General features: G+C 65.3%; 16 protein-coding genes. 12 read left to right on the top strand and 4 right to left on the bottom strand.

Going from position 1 to position 20,482, the window contains the following annotated elements; genetic code table 11:
- Window positions 1-22 precede the first annotated feature (22 nt).
- The 3 genes from J2X56_RS11350 (at window position 23) to J2X56_RS11340 (ending at window position 2,831) form a co-directional block, all read left to right on the top strand.
- Window positions 23-622 (top strand): TetR/AcrR family transcriptional regulator, encoded by a 600-nt coding sequence (locus tag J2X56_RS11350; RefSeq protein WP_039787399.1) that lies wholly within the window; start codon window positions 23-25, stop codon window positions 620-622.
- Window positions 623-696: 74 nt separating this feature from the next.
- Window positions 697-1,725 carry an NADP-dependent oxidoreductase gene (locus J2X56_RS11345; protein WP_039786989.1) on the top strand — a complete coding sequence of 343 codons (1,029 nt, stop codon included), beginning with the start codon at window positions 697-699 and terminating at the stop codon, window positions 1,723-1,725.
- Between the two features lie 95 nt (window positions 1,726-1,820).
- Window positions 1,821-2,831, top strand: coding sequence for an LLM class flavin-dependent oxidoreductase (locus J2X56_RS11340; RefSeq protein WP_134136597.1), 1,011 nt, complete (start codon window positions 1,821-1,823; stop codon window positions 2,829-2,831).
- Window positions 2,832-2,928: 97 nt separating this feature from the next.
- Here J2X56_RS11340 and J2X56_RS11335 read toward each other — a convergent pair whose 3' ends face one another.
- From J2X56_RS11335 to J2X56_RS11320, 4 genes are read right to left on the bottom strand one after another with little or no spacing between them, the layout of a single operon-like run.
- Window positions 2,929-3,771, bottom strand: coding sequence for a GntR family transcriptional regulator (locus J2X56_RS11335; protein ID WP_310160330.1), 843 nt, complete (start codon window positions 3,769-3,771; stop codon window positions 2,929-2,931).
- A 31-nt stretch (window positions 3,772-3,802) separates the two neighbouring features.
- Window positions 3,803-5,035, bottom strand: a complete 1,233-nt coding sequence (locus J2X56_RS11330) for an amidase (protein ID WP_310160327.1) — start codon at window positions 5,033-5,035, stop codon at window positions 3,803-3,805.
- 27 nt (window positions 5,036-5,062) lie between these two features.
- Window positions 5,063-6,031 (bottom strand): polysaccharide deacetylase family protein, encoded by a 969-nt coding sequence (locus tag J2X56_RS11325; protein WP_310160324.1) that lies wholly within the window; start codon window positions 6,029-6,031, stop codon window positions 5,063-5,065.
- A 9-nt stretch (window positions 6,032-6,040) separates the two neighbouring features.
- Window positions 6,041-6,493, bottom strand: coding sequence for a hypothetical protein (locus tag J2X56_RS11320; RefSeq protein WP_051156467.1), 453 nt, complete (start codon window positions 6,491-6,493; stop codon window positions 6,041-6,043).
- Window positions 6,494-6,705: 212 nt separating this feature from the next.
- On the opposite strand from J2X56_RS11320, the gene J2X56_RS11315 reads away from it, so the two are divergent.
- The 9 genes from J2X56_RS11315 to kdpB all read left to right on the top strand — a co-directional run bounded on the left by J2X56_RS11315 (window position 6,706) and on the right by kdpB (window position 20,456).
- Entirely contained in the window at window positions 6,706-7,890 is a 1,185-nt protein-coding gene (locus J2X56_RS11315; protein ID WP_034332429.1) for an ABC transporter substrate-binding protein, read from the top strand.
- 68 nt (window positions 7,891-7,958) lie between these two features.
- Window positions 7,959-8,837, top strand: a complete 879-nt coding sequence (locus J2X56_RS11310) for a branched-chain amino acid ABC transporter permease (protein WP_034332430.1) — start codon at window positions 7,959-7,961, stop codon at window positions 8,835-8,837.
- Window positions 8,834-11,413 (top strand): branched-chain amino acid ABC transporter ATP-binding protein/permease, encoded by a 2,580-nt coding sequence (locus J2X56_RS11305; RefSeq protein WP_209567567.1) that lies wholly within the window; start codon window positions 8,834-8,836, stop codon window positions 11,411-11,413. The genes J2X56_RS11310 and J2X56_RS11305 overlap by 4 nt, the downstream gene beginning before the upstream one ends.
- 25 nt (window positions 11,414-11,438) lie before the next feature.
- Window positions 11,439-11,852, top strand: coding sequence for an oxalurate catabolism protein HpxZ (gene hpxZ, locus J2X56_RS11300; protein WP_121043726.1), 414 nt, complete (start codon window positions 11,439-11,441; stop codon window positions 11,850-11,852).
- Between the two features lie 71 nt (window positions 11,853-11,923).
- Window positions 11,924-13,507 carry a gamma-glutamyltransferase gene (locus tag J2X56_RS11295; protein ID WP_310160312.1) on the top strand — a complete coding sequence of 528 codons (1,584 nt, stop codon included), beginning with the start codon at window positions 11,924-11,926 and terminating at the stop codon, window positions 13,505-13,507.
- A 340-nt stretch (window positions 13,508-13,847) separates the two neighbouring features.
- On the top strand, window positions 13,848-15,998 hold the full coding sequence (locus tag J2X56_RS11290) for a diguanylate cyclase domain-containing protein (protein WP_227022734.1): 2,151 nt from the start codon (window positions 13,848-13,850) through the stop codon (window positions 15,996-15,998).
- 328 nt (window positions 15,999-16,326) lie between these two features.
- Window positions 16,327-16,416, top strand: coding sequence for a K(+)-transporting ATPase subunit F (gene kdpF / locus J2X56_RS11285; RefSeq protein WP_017452361.1), 90 nt, complete (start codon window positions 16,327-16,329; stop codon window positions 16,414-16,416).
- Window position 16,417: 1 nt separating this feature from the next.
- A complete protein-coding gene (gene kdpA / locus J2X56_RS11280; RefSeq protein ID WP_039787004.1) occupies window positions 16,418-18,199 on the top strand; it encodes a potassium-transporting ATPase subunit KdpA in 1,782 nt (593 codons plus the stop codon).
- Window positions 18,200-18,260: 61 nt separating this feature from the next.
- Complete coding sequence (kdpB, locus tag J2X56_RS11275; protein WP_310160305.1) at window positions 18,261-20,456, top strand: potassium-transporting ATPase subunit KdpB; 2,196 nt, start codon at window positions 18,261-18,263, stop codon at window positions 20,454-20,456.
- Window positions 20,457-20,482 lie beyond the last annotated feature (26 nt).

The raw sequence follows: 20,482 nt of genomic DNA, 5'->3' as shown, positions 1-20,482 counted from the left end.
ATTTTCCGTTAGAATGGTCCGCATGCGAGAACACTACGACCACAACAAGCGTCACATCCTGCAAGCCGGCCATGCGCTCATTGCGCAGAAGGGCTACACCGGCGTCGGCCTGGCCGAGATCCTGGCGGCGGCGCAGATTCCCAAGGGTTCCTTCTATCACTACTTCGGATCGAAGGAACAATATGGCCGGGAACTGATCGAGCATTATGTGGCCGGCTATCTGGACCGGCTGGATCACGTCCTGTCCGACCGCAGCCAGGGCGGCAGCGCCCGCGAGCGCCTGCTGACCTACTGGGGATACTGGCTGGAAAGCCAGTGCTGCGAAGAAGCCGAGCAGCGTTGCCTGGTGGTCAAGCTCTCCGCCGAAGTGGCGGATCTCTCCGACGACATGCGCCAGGTATTGCACGGCGGCACGCAGCGTTTCATCGAACGCATCGCCGCCTGCATCGAGGAAGGCATCGCCGAAGGCTCGCTGCACACTGTGCTGCAACCGCTGGCCACGGCCACCATGCTGTACCAGCAGTGGCTGGGTGCCAGCCTGCTGTCCAAGCTGGGCCGAGACCGCGCACCGATGGAAGCGGCCATGCTGGTCACGCGGCACGTGCTGGTCGCACCGCAGTAATCAAGCCATATCAGGCCAGAAGGATTCGATGGCGCGCCGCGCCTCTCAATGAACCGAATACGGAAAGGATTTCCATGACTCAATTGCCCAAGACCAACCGCCGCATCGTCCTCGCTTCGCGTCCCGCTGCCGCTCCCACTGCAGAAAATTTCCGCCTGGAAGAAGTGGCCATTCCGGAAGTACAGGAAGGCCAGATGCTGCTGCGCGGTGAATGGCTCTCGCTGGACCCCTACATGCGCGGCCGCATGAGTGATGCGCCTTCCTACGCACCGCCGGTGGAAATCGATGGCGTCATGACCGGCGGCGTGGTGTCGCGCGTGGTCAGCTCGCGCCATCCCGATTTCAAGGAAGGCGACTTGGTCATGGCCTATACCGGCTGGCAGGAATACGCCATCTCCGACGGCAGCGGTGCCAACAAGCTGCCCGCCGATTTCGCCCATCCCTCGCATGCGCTGGGCGTGCTGGGCATGCCCGGCTACACCGCCTACGCCGGGCTGATCGACATCGGCCAGCCGCGCGCCGGCGAAACCGTGGTCGTGGCCGCCGCTACCGGTGCGGTCGGTTCGCTGGTCGGCCAGATCGCCAAGCAGCGCGGCTGCCACGTGGTCGGTATTGCGGGCGGCGCACAGAAGTGCGAATCGGCAGTCAAGGAACTGGGCTTCGATGCCTGTATCGACCACCGTGCACCTGACTTTGCCGAGCAATTGAAAGCGGCTTGCCCGCGCGGCATCGACGTGTATTTCGAAAACGTTGGCGGCGCCGTCCTCGATGCGGTTATCCCGCTGCTCAACATTCACGCCCGCGTACCGGTGTGCGGCCTGATCGCCCACTACAACGGCGGCGGCCTGGCCACCGAGAGCAGCGCCATCCTGCGCCGCTTGCTGACGCAGCGCATCCGCGTGCAGGGCTTCATCATCTTCGATTACTACGTCAATCGTCCCGACCTGTATGCGGCCTTCCAGAAGGAAGTCGGCACCTGGCTCAAGGAAGGCAAGCTGCACTACCGCGAAGACGTGGTGCAAGGCCTGGAGAAGGCCCCTGAAGCCTTCATGGGCCTGCTGCAAGGCAAGAACTTCGGCAAGCTGGTGGTGAAGCTGGACTGAGTCCGCGCACCGTCCACCGCACGCCTTTTCCGGGGAAGCTACCCGGCCACCGGCACGGCCTGCGAAGGCCGTGCCGACTCGACAAGGATTCCTGCATGATTCCGTTTTCCGTCCTAGATCTGTCGCCGATCAACCAGGGCAGCACCGCCGCCCAGGCCTTCAACAACAGCAAGGAACTGGCACAGCGCGCCGAAGCCCTGGGCTACAAACGCTACTGGCTGGCCGAGCACCACAACATGCCCGGCATCGCCAGCGCGGCCACGTCCCTGGTGATTTCGCACGTGGCAGCCAACACCAAAACCATCCGCGTCGGCTCGGGCGGCATCATGCTGCCCAACCACTCGCCGCTGGTCATCGCCGAGCAGTTCGGCACGCTGGAGTCGCTCTATCCCGGCCGCATCGACCTGGGCCTGGGCCGCGCGCCGGGTTCCGACCAGCGCACCGCGCGCGCCCTGCGCCGCCACATGGGCGGGGATACGGCAGACAACTTCCCGCAGGACGTCATCGAGCTGCAGGAATATTTCGACGAACCCTCGGACTACCAGAACCTGCGTGCCGTCCCGGGCAGCGGTCTCAAAGTGCCGATCTGGCTGCTGGGTTCCAGCATGTTCAGCGCCCAGTTGGCGGCCGAACTCGGTTTGCCGTTCGCCTTCGCGTCGCACTTTGCGCCGGGCTTCATGAAGTCGGCCGTGCAGATCTACCGCGAGCGCTTCAAGCCGTCGGCGACCTTGAAGAAGCCTTACGTGATGCTGGCCTTGAACGTCTTCGCCGCCGATACCCAGCGCGAAGCCGAGCGTCTCTTCACCTCGCTGCAGCAGCAGTTCCTCAATCTCATCCGGGGCACGCCCGGCCAGCTGCGCCCGCCGGTGGATGACATCGATGCGCTGTGGCAGCCGGGAGAACAGGCCCATGTCGAGCGCTCGCTCTCCTGCGCCGTGGTCGGTGACCGCGAAACCGTGGAAGAAGGCCTGCAAGCCTTCATCGATGAACATGCGCCCGATGAGCTCATCATCACCGCGCAGATCTACGATCACGCGGCGCGCCTGCACTCCTTCGAGATTGCAGCGCAAGCGCGCGAGGCATTGAAGGAATCGGTCACGATCTGATTGACGGTTTGCACGTAAAAATGGCGGCAGGGACTTCAGTCCTTGCCGCCATTTTTTTCATCCCTACAAAGCGACGCAGGTGATGCGGGTGATGACTTTATTCCATCCCCAGCATCCGCGCCAGGCTGTTGCCGCTCTTTTCGCTGACCAGGTGAATGTGTTCCTCCAGCGAGACCAGATGCGCTTCCATGGCGGCCACCGCACCCTCGCTGTCGCCGCGCTCGATCAGGTCGACGATATGCGTATGTTCATCGTGCTCGCAGGCCGCATACCCGGCCGGCTCATGCAGCGCCACGATCAGCGAGCAGCGTGAGACCAGTTCGCCCAGATAGCGCTGCAGCGTGGCATTGCGCGACAGCTCGGCCACCCGCATGTGGAAGGACGAGGCCAGGCGCGCCCAGTGGGTCTGCGCATAGCTGTGCATGACCTGGTGCTCTTCCTTGAGCTGGCGGCGCAGCTTGGCCAGGTCGGCGCGCGTCGCATTGCGCGCGGCCAGCCGCATGATGGCGCCTTCCAGTGCGCGCCGCGCCTCGAAGATCTCGCGGGTCTCTTCCGGTGTCGGCATGGCCACCACGGCACCGCGATTGGGCCGCAACTCGACGATGTGTTCGTGCGCCAGTTTCTGCAGCGCCTTCTGCACCACCGTGCGCCCCACGCCGAACAGTTCGCACAGCGCCGCCTCCGGCAGCTTGGTGCCAGGGGTGAGGCGCTGGCTCATCACGCTGTCGAAGACGGTCTGGTAGATGCGCACGATGATGTCCTCGCCCGCTTCGCCTTCCAGACCCAGGGGCGCGGTATCGGCCAGGTCGTCGTGCCGCACGCGCGGACGGCCGGCGCGGCTCTGGCGGGCCGGTGCCGGTGCGGGTTTGGTGGCGTGCTCCTGGGACTTGCCAGTGCGGGAAGTCGGCTTGGCCGTCTTGCGGGGAGAGAGGTCGCTCATCGTCTAGTCATGGGGTGGATCATGCCCGGTCTTACTGCGCTGCCTGCAGGCTGCGCCACAGGCGCGTCGCCAGCCCGATCAGGGCCAGGTCGCTGCCGGCCGGGCCGAGCAATGATACGCCGATCGGCAGCCCGGCGGGAGTGGTGAAGGGCATGCTCACCTGCGGCAAGCCCGCCAGTCCGGCCACGCAGGTCAGGCGGAAGGTGCGCGCACGCACCTGGTCGATCTCGGCGGCGCTGGCATCGCGCAAGGGCGCCACGCTGGATGCGGACGGCATCACCGCCACTCCGTCGGCGCCCAGCAGCGAGCGTACACGATGCCGCACCAGATCCTGTTTCTCGCGTGCCGCGCGGGCGGTCTCGGCGCTGATGTTCTGCGCCATGTCCCAGCGCGCCTGCACCGCAGGACCGAACACCGGACGCGCCGAACTGATCCACGCTCCGTGGCATTGCCAGGCATCGAAGGCCGAGGCATGGGTGTAGGCCTGACGCCATCGTTCCAGTTCGCCTTCGTCGCCCGACAGCCGCATGTGCTCGCCGGGCAGCTCGCTGCGCAGTGCGTCATAGACCCGCTGCACGACCGGATTGAAGTCGGCCTCGGCCAGTTCCAGCAGATCGAACGGCAGCAAGACCTTGCGCAGTTGCGCGGATCCGGTCTTGGGCAGCAGCACCTGTCCGACCCGTTCGAAGGTCCCCGCATCATGCGCCAGCCAGGTGGCCGTATCGAAGCTGGGGCACAGCGGCGCCATGCTGGCCGTGGAGAGCAAGCCGAAGCTGGTACGCAGGCCCCACACGCCGCAATAGCTGGCCGGTACGCGGGTCGAGCCGCCGGTGTCGGTGCCCAGCGCGAAGTCGCACAGGCGCGCCGCCACCGCTGCGGCCGAGCCGCTGGAGGAGCCGCCCGGCACGCGCTCCGGTGCGGCGCTGTTGACCGGCGTGCCGTAATGATGGTTGTCGCCGTGAATGCTGTAGGCCAGTTCATCGGTCAGGGTCTTGCCGACCAGCGTGGCGCCGGCCTGCAGCAACTGCTCCACCAGCGCATTGCTGCGCGTGGGGATGGGATGGCTGCGCAGCCAGTCCGGATTGCCGGCGCCGGTCGGGTGGCCAGCCACGTCGAACAAGTCCTTGGCAGCGAAGTGCAACCCGGCCAGCGGGCCGCTGGCAGCGCCCGGCAGGGTGAAGCGGCCATGCGGCACGAAGGCACCTACATGGTCATTGATTTCGAAGGCATTAGTGCGGGTGGCCGTGGCCTGGGCAGTGCTCAATTCATTCTCCTGGTGCGTCATGCCGGCTCAGAACGGCTGGCGTAATTGTTCGAGGCTGTCCACGTGGTCGCAGATCGCGCCGGGGGTGGTGAACCAGATCTCGCCGCGATCGCGCGCCGCCGCCAGGTGCTGCAGGGCGGTGCGCAGATGGCGCAGGCGATAAGGCTGGCCGACCAGGTAGGGATGCAGGGCAATGCCCATCACCAGTGGCTGGCGCAACGCCTGTTCGCGCATCTCGTCGAAGTTGTCCACGATCATGCGGGCGAAGTCGCGGCCATCCATCTGGCGCGCCACGATCATGGGGATGTCGTTCAATTCCTGCGGATAGGGAATCGACCACAGCGTCTCGCCGGTGCGGGTGCGCATGCGTACCGGCTGGTCGTCATGGGCCCAGTTCAGGTTGTAGCGATAGCCGGTTTCCTGCAGCAGGTCGGGCGTGACCAGGCTCTCCGAAATCCAGGGCGAGAGCCAGCCCGTGGGCTCTATCCCGCTCTCAGCCTGGATGCGGGTGCGGCAGTGGCGCAGCAGGGCCGCTTCGGCTTCCTCGTCCAGCGTGCCTTGCTGATGTGCATTGGTGTGGCCGTGGCCGATCAGTTCATCGCCGCGCGCGGCGAAGGCTTCCACCAGTTCCGGGCAATGATCGTAGAGCGCGGTGTTGATGAGCACGCCGGCCGGCAGGCCCAGTTGTTCGAACAGTTCCAGGCAGCGCCAGGCGCCGACACGGTTGCCGTATTCACGCCAGGCATAGTTGAGGACGTCGGGCTCCGGACAGACCGGCCCCAGCTTGGCACCCAACCCTTCACCGAAGGCAAAGTGCTCGATGTTGAAGCCCAGGTACACCGCCAGTCTGGCGCCATTGGGCCAGCAATAGTCGGGCCGGCGATGGATGGGCGAATAGCCGAAGCGGCCATGCGAGCGCAGCACGCCATAGGCATCCCGTCCATCATCATGGCCCAGCGCTTCGCCCGCATTGGGCGGCAGAATCGTCGCTTGCATGCCGCCTCCTTACAGCTCGGCCAAGCCGGCGCGCACCAGCAGGCGTTCGGCACTGTCGTTCCACACATCCATCTGCACGATCAGCCCGTGGCGGATCACGTAGCGGTCCACGTAGCGATTGCCTTCGAAGGCCTCGCCATCGGGCCACACGCCAAACAGCGTGCCACGGTTGTAGACGATGGCTTGTTCGACCGTGGCACCGGCTACCACTTCGGTGCCCTCGAAACGCTTCTTGACCCAGCCATAGCGCGTGGCGTTGAAGGCTGCGCATTGCGCCGGGTCGATCATTTCCCGGCCGCCGGTAAAGCGGATCTTCAGCTCCGGTGAGACGAAGCGGCGCGCGGCCACCGGGTCGGGAATCATCAGCACGCGCAGGTATTCGTCCACCAGGGCGGCCGGATCATAGGGCAGGGGAGGCAGGGTTGTTCCCTGTCCGGTGATTGATGATGGTGCGGCGTGCATCATTTTCTCCATGGTTTGCACAAGCATTGTGCATTATTGAATGCAAGTTAAATATCCAATCAGCAGCAATATGCCGTATTTAATGCCGCCACTATTAGAGAGATATTGTCGGCAAAAATTAATGCTTCCGGCTGCGCTTGGCATAGCCCTTGCATAAGTCATGCCGGGCAAAGCCACACACTCACTTCTCGCAAACCTTTGGAGGCAACACCATGATTCGCCTGACCCGCCGTACCCTCATCGCCGCCGCAGCCGCCACCCTCGCCGCCGCGCTGTCGCCGCTGGCACTGGCCGCCGACCCCATCAAGATCGGCCTGGTCACGGCCCTTTCCGGCCAGTCGGCCCAGGCCGGCGAAGCCTTGACGCGCGGCATGAGCATTGCCATCGACGAGATCAACGCCAAGGGCGGTCTGCTGGGCGGGCGCAAGCTGGAACTGGTACGCCGCGATGACGAAGGCAATCCGGCCAAGGGCGTGGTGGCCGCGCGCGAACTGATCTTCAAGGAAAAGGTGGCGGTGCTGTTCGGGGGCCTGGATACGCCGGTCTCGATGGCCATCGTGCCCATCATCAACCAGGAGAAAGTGCCCTTCGTCGGCCCCTGGGCAGCCGGCACCGGTGTGACGAAGAATGGTGCCAATCCCAACTACGCCTTCCGCGTGTCGGCAGTGGATGAACTGGTGGACAAGGCCATGCTCAACTACGCGCAGAAGACCTTCAAGAGCAGCAAGGCCGGGCTGATCCTGGTCAACAATCCTTGGGGCGAATCGAATGAAAAAGGCATCGTCGCCGCGCTCGCCGAGAAGGGCCTGAAGCCGGCCGGCATCGAGAAATTCGAAGCCAGCGACGTCGACGTGGTGCCGCAACTGAGCCGCTTGAAGGCGGCCGGTGCCGACACCCTCTATCTGGTTGGCAACGTCGGCCCCTCGGCCCAGGTGGTCAAGTCGCTCGACCGCATGGGCTGGAAGGTGCCGGTGGTCTCGCACTGGGGCCCGGCCGGCGGCCGCTTCACCGAACTGGCCGGACCGAACGCGAAGAACGTGCACTTCATCCAGACCTTCAGCTTCTTCGGCAAGCTCTCGCCGGTGGGCGAGAAGGTGGTGGCCGAACTGAAGGCCAAGTACCCCGCCATCAAGGGCCCGGACGACATCACCCCGGCCGTGGGTGTGGCCAATGCCTATGACGGCATGCAGCTGGCCGCACTGGCCATCGCCAAGGCCGGCTCCACCAACGGCGATGCGGTGCGCGAAGGCTTCTACAAGATCGATCGTTATGAAGGCCTGATCAAGACCTACGTCAAGCCCTTCAGCCCGACCGTGCATGACGCCCTGCAAGCCGATGACTACGTCTGGGCGCAATTCATCGACAACCGCATCCTGCCGGTTGGCCTGGCCCAGTAACACCTTTTGCAAAGACGATGCGCCGCCGCTGCCTGCATGAGCGGGCAGGGTGGCGCCAGGAGAACGCGATGCTGCTGTTGTCGGCACTGATCAGCGGATTCGGACTGGGCAGCATGTACGGTCTGATGGCGCTGGGTTTTTACATGACGTATGCCGTCTCCGGCACCGTCAATTTTGCGCAGGGCAGTTCCATGATGCTGGGGGCCGTGCTGTGCTTCACCTTCGCCCAGACGCTGGGCTGGCCGATGTGGCTGGCCATCGTGCTGGCGCTGGCCGCCTGCGCGCTCTACGGCATGCTGGTCGAGGTACTGGCCGTGCGTCCCTTCGCGCGCCAGGGCTCCAATGCCTGGCTGATGTCCACCGTGGCCCTGGGCATCGTGCTGGACAACCTGGTCATGCATACCTTCGGCAAGGAACCGCGCAGCCTGCCTTCGCCGCTGGCGCTGTCCTCCATCGAACTGGGCGGCATGGGGCTGGGCGTTTATCCGCTGCACCTTCTCATTCCCGCCATCGGCCTGGCGCTGGCCGCACTGCTGCACACCATCTCGCGCCGCACGCGCTGGGGCACGGCCCTGCTGGCCGTGGTGCAGAACCGTGATGCGGCGCGCCTGATGGGCATCCCGATCACGCGTGCCATCGCGGTCGCCTTCGCGCTCTCGACGCTGCTGGCCGGCGTGGCGGGCGTGCTGATTGCGCCGCTGTTCAACGTCAATGCCGACATGGGTACGCTGTTCGGCCTCAAGGCCTTTGCCGTGGCCATCCTCGGCGGCATCACCAGCGCCTGGGGCGTGATGATCGCGGGCCTGCTGTTTGGCATGGCCGAGGCGCTCATCACGGCCACCCTCGGTTCCGGCTATACCCAGATCATCACCTTCGCGCTGGTGATCGCGGTGCTGGCCATTCGTCCCAATGGCCTGTTCGGCCGCGCACAGGTGAAAAAGGTATGAATCGTTTACCCCATTCCATCGCCCGCAGCCTGCAGGCGGCGGCCCATCCGGCAGCGGCTCCTGCGCCAGGCAGGGTCAAGCTCGGGCTGGGCACGCCCGCTGCCCTGGCGTTTTCTGCCGTCGGCCTGATCGCGGCCATCACGCTGGCCTTGTCGATCAACAGCTACTACGTCTTCGTGCTGGCCGGCATCGCCCTGGTGGCCATCGTCGGCATCGGACTCAATGTGCTCATCGGGCTGACCGGCCAGGTTTCCTTCGGCCATGTCGGCTTCTACGCCGTCGGTGCCTATACGGTCGCCATCCTCACCACCAAGGCCGGACTCTCATTCTGGCTGGCCTGGCCGCTGGCGGCCGTGGTGGCGGGGGCGCTGGGCGTGCTGCTGGCCTTGCCGGCGCTGCGCGTGAAGGGGCCGTACCTGGCGATGATCACGATTGCCTTCAGCTTCATCATCCAGCACGCCATCATCGAACTGCGCGACCTGACCGGCGGACAGAACGGCATCATGGGCCTGGCTGCACCTGCCTTCCTGGGTTTGCAGGCCGAACGTGCGATTGCGGTGCTGGGACTGATCACCGCCGCCGTCGTGCTGGCTGCCTACTGCTGGCTCTCGCGCGGCAGCTGGGGCGCGGCCATGCGCGCGGTGCGCGACAGCGAGACGGCCGCCGAATCCATCGGCCTGAATCCGCTGGTCATCAAGACCGTGGCCTTTGCACTCTCGGCGGCACTGGCCGGTCTGGCCGGCGGTCTCTTCGCACCGCTCTCCACCTTCGTCACACCGGATACCTTCAGCTTCATGCAGTCCATCCTGTTCGTGCTGGTGGTGGTGCTGGGCGGCTCGGGCTCCATCCTCGGTCCGGTGATCGGTGCCGTCATCGTGGGGGCCTTGCCGGAATTGCTCTCCAGCCTGGAGGACTATCGGCTGCTGTTCTTCGGTGCCTTGCTGCTGCTGGTACTGTGGGTGGCACCCGATGGCGTGACCGGTCTGCTGGGCAAGCTGGCGGCACGCCTGCGCAAGCCGGTGGAGGCCGTCCCCGCTGCCGCCTTGCAGGAGGGTGCAGAAGAGGTCGCGCTGCCGGTACGCGCGCGCCGCACGCTGGCCGCCGATGGCCTGACCATGGTGTTCGGCGGTGTGCGGGCCGTCAGCGATCTCGGCTTCGAGGTCCCCGGCGGTGCCGTCACCAGCCTCATCGGTCCGAATGGTGCGGGCAAGACCACGGCGCTGAACATGCTCTCCGGTTTCTATCGTCCCAGCGCCGGACAGTTCACGCTGGGCCAGACGCCGCTGGCAGGGTTGCCCGCCTTCCGCATCGCGCGCCACGGCGTGGCCCGTACCTACCAGACTTCGCAATTGTTCGGCAGCCTCACGGTGGCCGACAACGTGGCCCTGGCCTGTGGCCGCGGGCGTCTGGGCGGACTGCTGTCGGCGCGGGGTTTCGTCTCTGGCGAAGTGCGTGCGCGTTGCCGCCAGCTGCTCGATTTTTGCGGCTATCGCGGTGCGCTCGATATTCCCAGCGCCGATCTGGCCCACGTTGACCGCCGTCTGGTGGAGATTGCGCGCGCGCTCGCGGCCGATCCCGATGTGCTGCTGCTCGACGAACCCGCTGCCGGTCTCTCGCGCGAAGACAAGACCCTGCTGGCGCAATTGCTGACCCGCATCGCCGAGGCCGGCATCAGCGTGGTGGTGGTCGAGCATGACATGGAACTGGTGATGCAGATTTCGCGCCGCATCGTCGTGCTTGATGCCGGCCAGCGCCTGGCCATCGGCACGCCGCAGGAAGTGCAGAACGATCCGGCGGTGCGCAAGGCCTATCTCGGCGAGGGCACCCAACAGGCCGTGGCGGCCGTGCGCAAGGCCGTCAGCGGCGCGGACGAATTGCTGGGCGTGGGCGAGCTGGTCACCGGCTATGGCGCCGAGCCGGTCCTGCACGGCATCAACCTGCAGGTGCGGCAGGGCGAGATGATTGCGCTGCTGGGCGCCAACGGTGCCGGCAAGTCCACCCTGATGCGCTCGCTGGCCGGGCTGCATCGGCCGGTGCAGGGTGGCATTCACGCCGGTGGCGTGAACCTCATGCACCTGCGCGCCGAACAGATCGTGCGCCACGGCGTAGTGCTGGTGCCGGAGGGACGGCAGGTGTTTCCCGAACTCTCGGTGCTGGACAATATCCGCCTCGGTGCCTTCCTCTATCCGCAGGATGTGGAGGCGCGCGTCGAAGACATGCTGGGCCGTTTCCCGCGCTTGCGCGAGCGCCTGCATCACCGTGCCGGGTTGCTCTCCGGTGGCGAGCAGCAGATGCTGGCCATTGCGCGCGGGCTGATGTCGCGTCCGCGCGTGCTGTTGCTGGATGAACCTTCGCTGGGCCTCGCCCCCAAGGTGATCGCCGAATTGTTTGCCGCCCTCGATCAACTGCGCCGCGAGAACATGACCATCGTGCTGGTGGACCAGATGGCGGCACTGGCGCTGTCACTGGCCGACCGCGCCTACGTCATCGAAGGCGGACGCGTGGTAGCGCAAGGTACGGCCGCCGAGATCGCCGCCAATGATGCGCTGGCCAAGGCCTATCTCGGCGCGCACTGACACTGAGTCACAGCAAGGATTGCACATGGAATCGACCCGGCCTTACGCCATCAACCTGCCCGACGTGGTGGCCGAAGTACGCCAAGCGTTTGCACGCTACGAAGTCGCGCTCACCACCAACCAGGTCGAGGTCCTCGATGAACTGTTTCTTGATGGCCCGCACACCGTGCGTTACGGTGCCACCGAGAATCTGGTCGGCACCGAGGCCATCCGCGCCTTCCGTCAGGGACGTTCACCGAAGAACCTGATGCGCAGCCTGCGCGCCACCGTCATCACCACATATGGCCGGGACTATGCGGTGGCCGATACCGAATTCACGCGCGAGGGTGAACCGCGCATCGGCCGCCAGAGCCACACCTGGCTGCGTTGCCCGCAAGGCTGGCGGATCGTGGCCGCGCACGTATCGTGGATGGATGCGCCCAAAGCGCCGGCCGCCTGAAAGCCCGGCCATCCGCAGGTATCATCCTCGCAGCAGTTTTTTCATCTCGACAAGAACATCAGGAGTCAGCCATGTTGTACAGCAAGACCTGTCTGGGCGGAATGGTCACCGCTCCCCATCACCTGGCCGCGCAGGCGGGCGCGCAGATCCTGCGCGAGGGTGGCAATGCGGTCGAGGCGATGGTTGCGGCTGCGGCCGCCATCGCCGTGGTCTATCCGCACATGAACGGCATCGGTGGCGATGGCTTCTGGGTCATCAGCGAACCTGGGCAGGAACCGGTGGCCATTCGCGCCTGCGGTCCCTCGGCGGCGCTGGCGACCAAGGAGTTCTATGCACAGCACGGCCACAGCGCCGTGCCCACGCGCGGGCCGCATGCGGCGCTGACGGTAGCCGGTGCGGTCGGTGGCTGGGCCGCGGCACTGGAGCACGCGCGCCGCTACGGCCGCGCGCTGCCGCTGCCGGTGCTGCTGGCCGATGCCATCCGCCATGCGAAGAACGGTGTGCCCATCACCCGCTCGCAACATGAACTGACCCGCGACAAGTGGGACGAGCTCAAAGGCCAGCCCGGCTTTGCCGCCACCTATGCCGCCGACGGCATCCCGGCCCAGGGCAAGGTGCTGAAACAGTCAGCCCTGGCGGATAGCCTGTCGCGCCTGGCCGAGGCCGGTCTGGATGATTTCTATCGCGGCGATCTCGCGCAACGCCTTGCTGCAGGCCTGGAAGCGGCTGGCAGCCCGGTGCGCCGCAGCGACCTGGAAGCCTTCCGCGCGCAAGTGGTCAAGCCGCTGATGGTGCAGTTAACGTCAGGCCGCGTCTACAACCTGCCACCGCCGACACAGGGCGTCTCGGCCCTGATGATCATCGGCCTGTTCGATCGTCTCGGCATCACGCAGGCCGAAGGCTTCGACCACATCCACGGTCTGGTGGAAGCCACCAAGCGCGCCTTCATTCTGCGCAACCAGCACGTCACCGATCCGGCCCACATGAGCGTGGATGCCGCGCACTGGCTGCTGGCCGAGGCGCTGGAGCAGGAGGCCGGACAGATCGACATGCAACGCGCCGCCCCCTGGCCGCATCCGGCCAAGCCGGGCGACACCATCTGGATGGGCGCCGCCGACGCGCAAGGCCGCGTGGTGAGCTACATCCAGAGCATCTTCTGGGAATTCGGCAGCGGCGTGGTGGTGCCCGGCACCGGCATCGTGTGGCAGAACCGGGGTGCCAGCTTCACCCTGGATGACGGGGCCAACCAGCTGCAACCGGGCAAGCTGCCCTTCCATACACTGAACCCCTCGCTGGCACGCCTCAACGATGGCCGCACCCTGGCCTACGGCACCATGGGCGGGGAAGGGCAGCCGCAGACCCAGGCAGCGGTCTTTACCCGCCACGTGCTGTTCGGCCAGAACCTGCAGGCGGCCGTGAGCGCACCGCGCTGGCTGCTGGGCCGCACCTGGGGCGATGTCTCCACCAACCTGAAGGTGGAAGGGCGGGTGCCGGCCGCCACCATCGACGCCCTGCGCCAGGCCGGCCATGAAGTGCAGGTGGTGGAGGACTACACCGACATGATGGGTCACGCCGGTGCCGTGTGCGTGCATCCGGACGGGCTGATCGAAGGGGCGACCGATCCGCGTGCCGATGGCGTGTGTGCCGGAGTCTGACGGGCTGCTCGTCCTTTCTGCATTGCCATCCTCTGCGCTCCCGGCACTACCGGTGTGTGCGCCGCTTCTCGCGGAGGGCGAAGATCCTCACCAAGACTCGCCCTCCGTTGTCTTTTTGCATTTCCCGTTTGACAGGAAATGACGCTTATTGCGCTCTTTTACCGCTTTTGTCTCCACTTTGAATCGAGAGGATTGATGAGTTTTTTGCCGTAGAAAAAAATTCTCGAAGTTTTTCTGGAAATGCGATGAAAAACCATAGCTGTTCTGGCAAGATGCCGTAAACCTATGCGGTTCACAGGGGAGCCGTCATGCATCAAGCCGCGTCGCAATTTTGTCTGAATTGAACAAGAATAAAGCCCCATCCCCGCCCAATCTGTCGTCGCTGATTACGCTGGGGGTGGTCATTACCGTGCTCATCACGACCGTGTCGGTACTGATCCTGGTGGATCAGTTCACGCGCGGCTATGCGCGTTCCGAAAGCGAAACGCGCATGAAGCAGCTGGCCTGGCAGATGCAGGATGCGCTGGAGCGCGGCATGAACGAGCGCGAAATCGACCTGCGCCTGCTGGTGCAGCGGCCGTCGGTCCGTTCCGGCCGCGATCTGCCGCGCATCCGCCGGGTCTTCAACGAACTGCAGGCCAACGTGCCGCATTACGCCTGGATCGGCCTGGCCAATCCCGAGGGCATCGTGCAGGTGGCCACCAACGGCTTGCTGGAAGGGGCCAGCGTGGCGCAGCGCCCCTGGTTCCAGGAAGGCAGCAAGGGCGAGTACAGCGCCGACTTCCATCCGGCCGTGCTGCTGGCGCAGAAGCTGCCGCCGCAATCCAATCCCTGGCGTTTCGTCGACCTCTCGGCCCCGGTGCATGATCTGAACGGCCATTACCTCGGCGTGGTCGGCCTGCATCTGTCGTGGTCCTGGGCGCGCGACATCGCCGCCAAGCTGCTGGACCCGGCCGGCAACCGCTATGACGTCGACGTCATCATCGTGCGCGACGATGGCACCGTCATCCTCGGCCCCAAGGGCATGGAAGAGACCAAGCTCGATACCGCCAGCGTGCGCGCTGCGCAAGGCAGCGACAATGGCGGCTCGCTGATCGAGACCTGGCCCGATGGCCGCCGCTACGTCAGCGGCTATGCCCGCACGGGCGTCAAGGGCGGCATGAAGCTGCACTGGAGCGTGATCGTACGCCAGCCCGAGACCGTGGCGCTGCAGGCCTTCCGTGATCTGGAAAAGCGGGTGATCGTGGTCGGTGCGCTCTCCGGGGCGATCCTGGTACTGCTGGCCTTCTTCCTCGCGCGTCGTCTGGTGGCCCCCATCAACGCGCTGTCGGCCGCGCTGGAGCAGCGTGCCGCGGGCCGTGGCGACGTGCCCATTCCGCAGGTGAACAGCTACCGCGAGATCCAGCTGCTGTCCTCGACCCTGGTCAACATGGTCGAGCGCGAAGAGACCTACCTGCGCGAAGTGCGCTCCCTCAACGAAAGCCTGGAGCAGCGCGTGGCCGAGCGCACCAGCCGCCTGCACGAGACCGCCAGTGCCTTGCAGGAAGCGCTGGACCAGCAGCAGGCCAACCAGATCCAGCTGGAAGAGAGCGCCGCCGAACTGCGCGCCATCCTGGAAAACGCCCAGGATGCCTTCATCGCCGCCGACGAACAGGGCCGCGTGGTCGAATGGAACCGCCAGGCCGAACTGCTGCTGGGCTGGCCGCGCGACCAGGCCATGGGACGCGACATGGCCGAACTGATCATTCCGCCGGACATGCGTGCGGCCCACAATCGCGGCATGGCGCAATTCCTCAAGGATGGCACCAGCGTCGTCATCAACAACCGCATCGAGCTGCAAGCCCAGCATCACGATGGCCACGAGCTGCCCATCGAGATCACGGTCGGCCACGTCAAGCGCCAGAGCGGCCACCTGTTCATCGCCTTCCTGCACGACATCACCGAGCGTCTGGCCTTCCGCGACCAGATGCGCGAGCTGGCCCTGACCGACGTGCTGACCAGCCTGCCCAACCGCCGCGCCTTCAGCGACCGCCTGCCCGAGGGCATGATGCGGGCGCGCCGGGCCGACCAGTTGCTGGCGTTGTTCTTCATGGACATCGATGGTTTCAAGGGCGTCAATGACCGCTACGGCCACGAGGCCGGCGACGAACTGCTGGTGGAGTTCGCACGCCGCCTGCAACGCTCGGTGCGCGATGTCGATACCGTGGCCCGCCTGGCCGGTGACGAATTCGTGGTGATCCTGGAAAACCTGCAGACCCAGGAAGACGCGCTGATGGTGGCGCAGAAGATCCTCAATACCATCCGCGAACCCTTCCAGCTGACGCACTCCACCGTCAACATCTCCAGCAGTATCGGCGTGGCGGTCTACCAGCCCAACCTGGACGGCGAAGTCGGCCCCGAGGAACTGCTGTCCATGGCCGACAAGGCCATGTACGCCGCCAAGCGCCTGGGCAAGAACCGCGTCGAGCTGGGACGCGCGGGCGACGTCTGATCCGCCGGGCGCGATCGCGCCCGGTTTCCGCTTTCCTTCCTTTCCCTTCTTTCTCTCTCCGGACTCGTCATTGCTGACGAGCCGCTCCGTCTCATTTACGGTTTGTTTACGCTCCTGCGCCAAACATTTACCGGGATTTGATGCTGCTTTCCCTATCGTTCGACTGTCTCGTTTTCCGTCCCTGGAAGCGAACAACAACGTCAACAATGGAGTGGGAAATGTTGCAAACGGATTTTCTCTACATAGGCATGCTGCTCGTCTGCGGCCTCTCGATGTGGGCCTTCATCGCCCTTTGCAGCCGTCTGGAACGGCAGGAAGGGGAGAAGAAATGAACCTCATGTATCTGCTGGGGCTGGTGGTCTCCATCGCCCTCCTGCTGTACCTGGTCTACGCCCTGATCAAGCCGGAGGATTTCTGACATGGACAGCAACAATTATTTCCAGCTCGGCCTCTACCTGGCCGTCCTGCTGGTCCTCTCCCTGCCGCTGGGCTGGTACATGGCCCGCGTGATGGAAGGCAAGTCACGCGTGAACCGTCTTTTCGGCGGCATCGAACGCGTCTTCTATCGCCTCTGCGGCATCAGCCGCGAGCACGAGATGGACTGGAAGCAGTACGCCATCGCGGCCGTGCTGTTCAATTTCCTGGGCCTGATCGTGGTCTACCTGCTGCAGCGCGTGCAGCAATGGCTGCCGCTGAACCCGGCTGCGCTGGCCAACGTCAGCCCTGACTCGTCCTTCAACACGGCGCTCAGTTTCGTCACCAACACCAACTGGCAGGGCTACGTGGGTGAAGCCACCATGAGCTACCTGACCCAGATGGCCGCACTGGCCGTGCAGAATTTCCTGTCGGCCGCCACCGGGATCGCCATCGCCTTCGCCCTGATCCGTGGCTTCGCCCGTCACAGCAGCAAGGGCATCGGCAACTTCTGGGTCGACATGACCCGCAGCACGCTGTACGTGCTGCTGCCGCTGTCGGTGGTGTTCGCGCTGGTACTGGTGCAGCAGGGCAGCATCCAGAACTTCCGTGCGTATCAGGACGTGAAGACGCTGGAAGTGACCAACTACACCGTGCCCAAGCTGGATGCCGCAGGCCAGCCCTTGAAGGATGCCAAGGGCGAGCCCGTGACCGAAGCGCAAAGCACCGACAAGCAGACCCTGCCCATGGGCCCGGTGGCCTCGCAGGAAGCCATCAAGATGATCGGTACCAACGGTGGTGGCTTCTTCAACGCCAACTCGGCGCACCCGTATGAGAACCCGACGCCGCTGACCAACTTCCTGCAGATGCTGGCCATCCTCATCATCCCGGCAGCACTGTGCACCAGCTTCGGTGTGCTGGTCGGCGACCGTCGCCAGGGCTGGGCCATCCTGGCCTCGATGACGATCCTGTTCGTGGTGTTGACGCTGGTGCTGATGTACGCCGAGTCGCAGCCCAATCCCATGCTGGCCTCGCTGCACGCCTCCGGCCCCGGCATGATGGAAGGCAAGGAAACCCGCTTCGGCATCCCGGCCTCGGCGCTGTTTGCCTCCATCACCACGGCCGCGTCCTGCGGTGCGGTCAATGCCATGCATGACTCGCTCTCGCCGCTGGGCGGACTGGTGCCGATGCTGCAGATGCAGCTGGGTGAAGTGGTGTTCGGCGGGGTCGGTTCGGGCCTGTACGGCATGCTGATCTTTGCGGTGCTGGCGGTGTTCATCGCGGGCCTGATGATCGGCCGTACGCCTGAATACCTGGGCAAGAAGATCGGCGTGTTCGACATGAAGATGATGTCCATCGCCATCCTCATGACCCCGGCGCTGGTGCTGATCTTCACGGCCCTGTCGGTGATGGTGGAAGCGGGCCTGGCCGGTATCGCCAACCCCGGTGCGCACGGTTTCTCGGAAATTCTTTACGCATTCAGCTCGGCCGCCAACAACAACGGCAGCGCCTTCGCCGGGCTCTCGGCCAACACGCCGTACTACAACATCACCACCGGCATCTGCACCTGGCTGGGCCGCTTCGGCATCATCGTGCCGGTGCTGGCCATGGCCGGTTCGCTGGCCGGCAAGAAGCGCCTGGCCGCCACCTCCGGCACCCTGCCCACGCATGGCCCGCTGTTCGTGGCGCTGCTGATCGGCGCGGTGATCCTGGTCGGTGCCCTGACCTATGTGCCGGCGCTGGCGCTGGGACCGGTGGTCGAGCACCTGCAGATGATGGCGATGTAAATGATTGGATGGATTCCGCCGGGCACTGCGCCCGGTGGAGCAACCCGCAACGGATACCCTTATGACTACCCCTTCCAGCAATACTCCGGCCAGCAGCACCCAAGCCGTGCCGGCCGATGCCATTCCTTCCGCCGCGCAGACTGCGCGCTGGATGTTCGATCCCAAGATCGTCAAGCCGGCCCTGGCCGATTCCTTCCGCAAGCTGTCGCCGCGCGTGCAATGGCGCAATCCGGTGATGTTCGTGGTCTACCTCGGCAGCATCCTGACCACGCTGCTGTTCATCCAGGCCATCACCGGCAAGGGTGAGGCCCCGGCTGGCTTCATCTTCGCCGTCGCTGCCTGGCTGTGGTTCACGGTGCTTTTCGCCAACTTCGCCGAGGCCCTGGCCGAAGGCCGCAGCAAGGCGCAAGCCGCCGCCCTGCGTGGCGTCAAGAAGAGCGTGATGGCCAAGAAGCTGCGCAGCAGCGACCAGACACGCGGTGGCGTCGCCGCTGCCGCCGCCCAGTGCGAAGTGGTCGAAGGCGGCAGCCTGCGCAAGGGTGACCTGGTGCTCATCGAAGCGGGCGATACGGTACCCGCCGATGGCGACGTCATCGAAGGCGTGGCCACTGTCGACGAGAGTGCCATCACCGGCGAATCGGCCCCGGTGATCCGCGAATCCGGCGGCGACTTTTCGGCCGTCACCGGCGGCACGCGCGTGCTGTCGGACTGGATCGTGGTGCGCGTCTCGGTCAATCCGGGTGAAGCTTTCCTGGATCGCATGATCGCCATGGTCGAAGGCGCACGTCGCCAGAAGACTCCCAACGAACTGGCGCTGACCCTGCTGCTGGTGGCACTGACGCTGGTGTTCCTGCTGGTGACGGTGACCCTGCTGCCGTTCTCGATCTTCTCGGTGACCGCCGCCGGTGCTGGCTCGCCAGTCACGGTCACGGCGCTGATCGCCCTGCTGGTGTGCCTGATCCCGACCACCATCGGCGGCCTGCTCTCGGCCATCGGCGTGGCCGGCATGAGCCGCATGATGCAGGCCAACGTGATCGCCACCTCCGGCCGTGCGGTGGAAGCCGCCGGTGACGTCGACGTGCTGCTGCTGGACAAGACCGGCACCATCACCCTCGGCAATCGCCAGGCCGCCGCCTTCATGCCGGCACCGGGCGTGGCCGAGCGCGAACTGGCCGATGTCGCCCAACTGGCCTCGCTGGCCGATGAAACGCCGGAAGGCCGCAGCATCGTGGTACTGGCCAAGAATCGATTCAACCTGCGCGAACGCGAGATGGCCAACCTGGGCGCGGAATTCATTCCCTTCTCGGCCCAGACCCGCGTGTCCGGCATCGACATCGGCAACCGCCGCATCCGCAAGGGCGCTGCCGACGCCATCCGCAAGCTGGTGCGCTCGGCCGACCAGTGCCTGCCGGCCCAGGTGGAAAGCGATGTGGAAGCCATCGCCCGCCGTGGCGGCACACCGCTGGTGGTGATCGAATGGAACAACGAGGCGGCCGTCATCAACCAGGGCGCACCGATCCGCATCCTCGGTACGGTGGAGCTGAAAGACATCGTCAAGGGCGGCATCAAGGAACGCTTCGGCGAACTGCGCCGCATGGGCATCAAGACCATCATGATCACCGGCGACAACCGCCTGACCGCCGCGGCCATCGCCGCTGAAGCCGGGGTCGATGACTTCCTCGCCGAAGCCACGCCGGAACAGAAGCTGGCCCTGATTCGCCAGCACCAGGCCGAAGGCAAGCTGGTGGCCATGACCGGCGACGGCACCAACGACGCCCCGGCGCTGGCCCAGGCCGACGTGGCCGTGGCCATGAACAGCGGCACCCAGGCGGCCAAGGAGGCCGGCAACATGGTCGACCTCGATTCCAATCCGACCAAGCTGATCGAGATCGTCGAGATCGGCAAGCAGATGCTGATGACGCGCGGCAGTCTCACCACCTTCAGCATCGCCAATGACGTGGCCAAGTACTTCGCCATCATCCCGGCCATGTTCGTGGCCAACTATCCGCAGCTGGGCGCGCTCAACGTGATGCGCCTGACCAGTCCCGATTCGGCCATCATGTCGGCGGTGATCTTCAATGCGCTGGTGATCGTGGGACTGATCCCGCTGGCCCTGCGCGGCGTGCGCTATCGCGCGCTGGGTGCGGCCGTGCTCCTGCGCCGCAACCTGCTGATCTATGGCGTGGGTGGCCTGCTGGTGCCGTTCGTGGGCATCAAGCTGATCGACCTGCTGCTGACCGCCTTCGGTCTGGTCTGAACCCGATTACGACTCTCAAGGAAAGT

Origin of the sequence: Herbaspirillum sp. 1173 (assembly GCF_031455335.1) — a bacterium.
Classification (GTDB): Bacteria; Pseudomonadota; Gammaproteobacteria; order Burkholderiales; family Burkholderiaceae_D; genus Herbaspirillum; species Herbaspirillum huttiense.
Note: the sequence above shows the minus strand (reverse complement) of the source record. Positions and strands in the feature narration are given on the sequence as shown.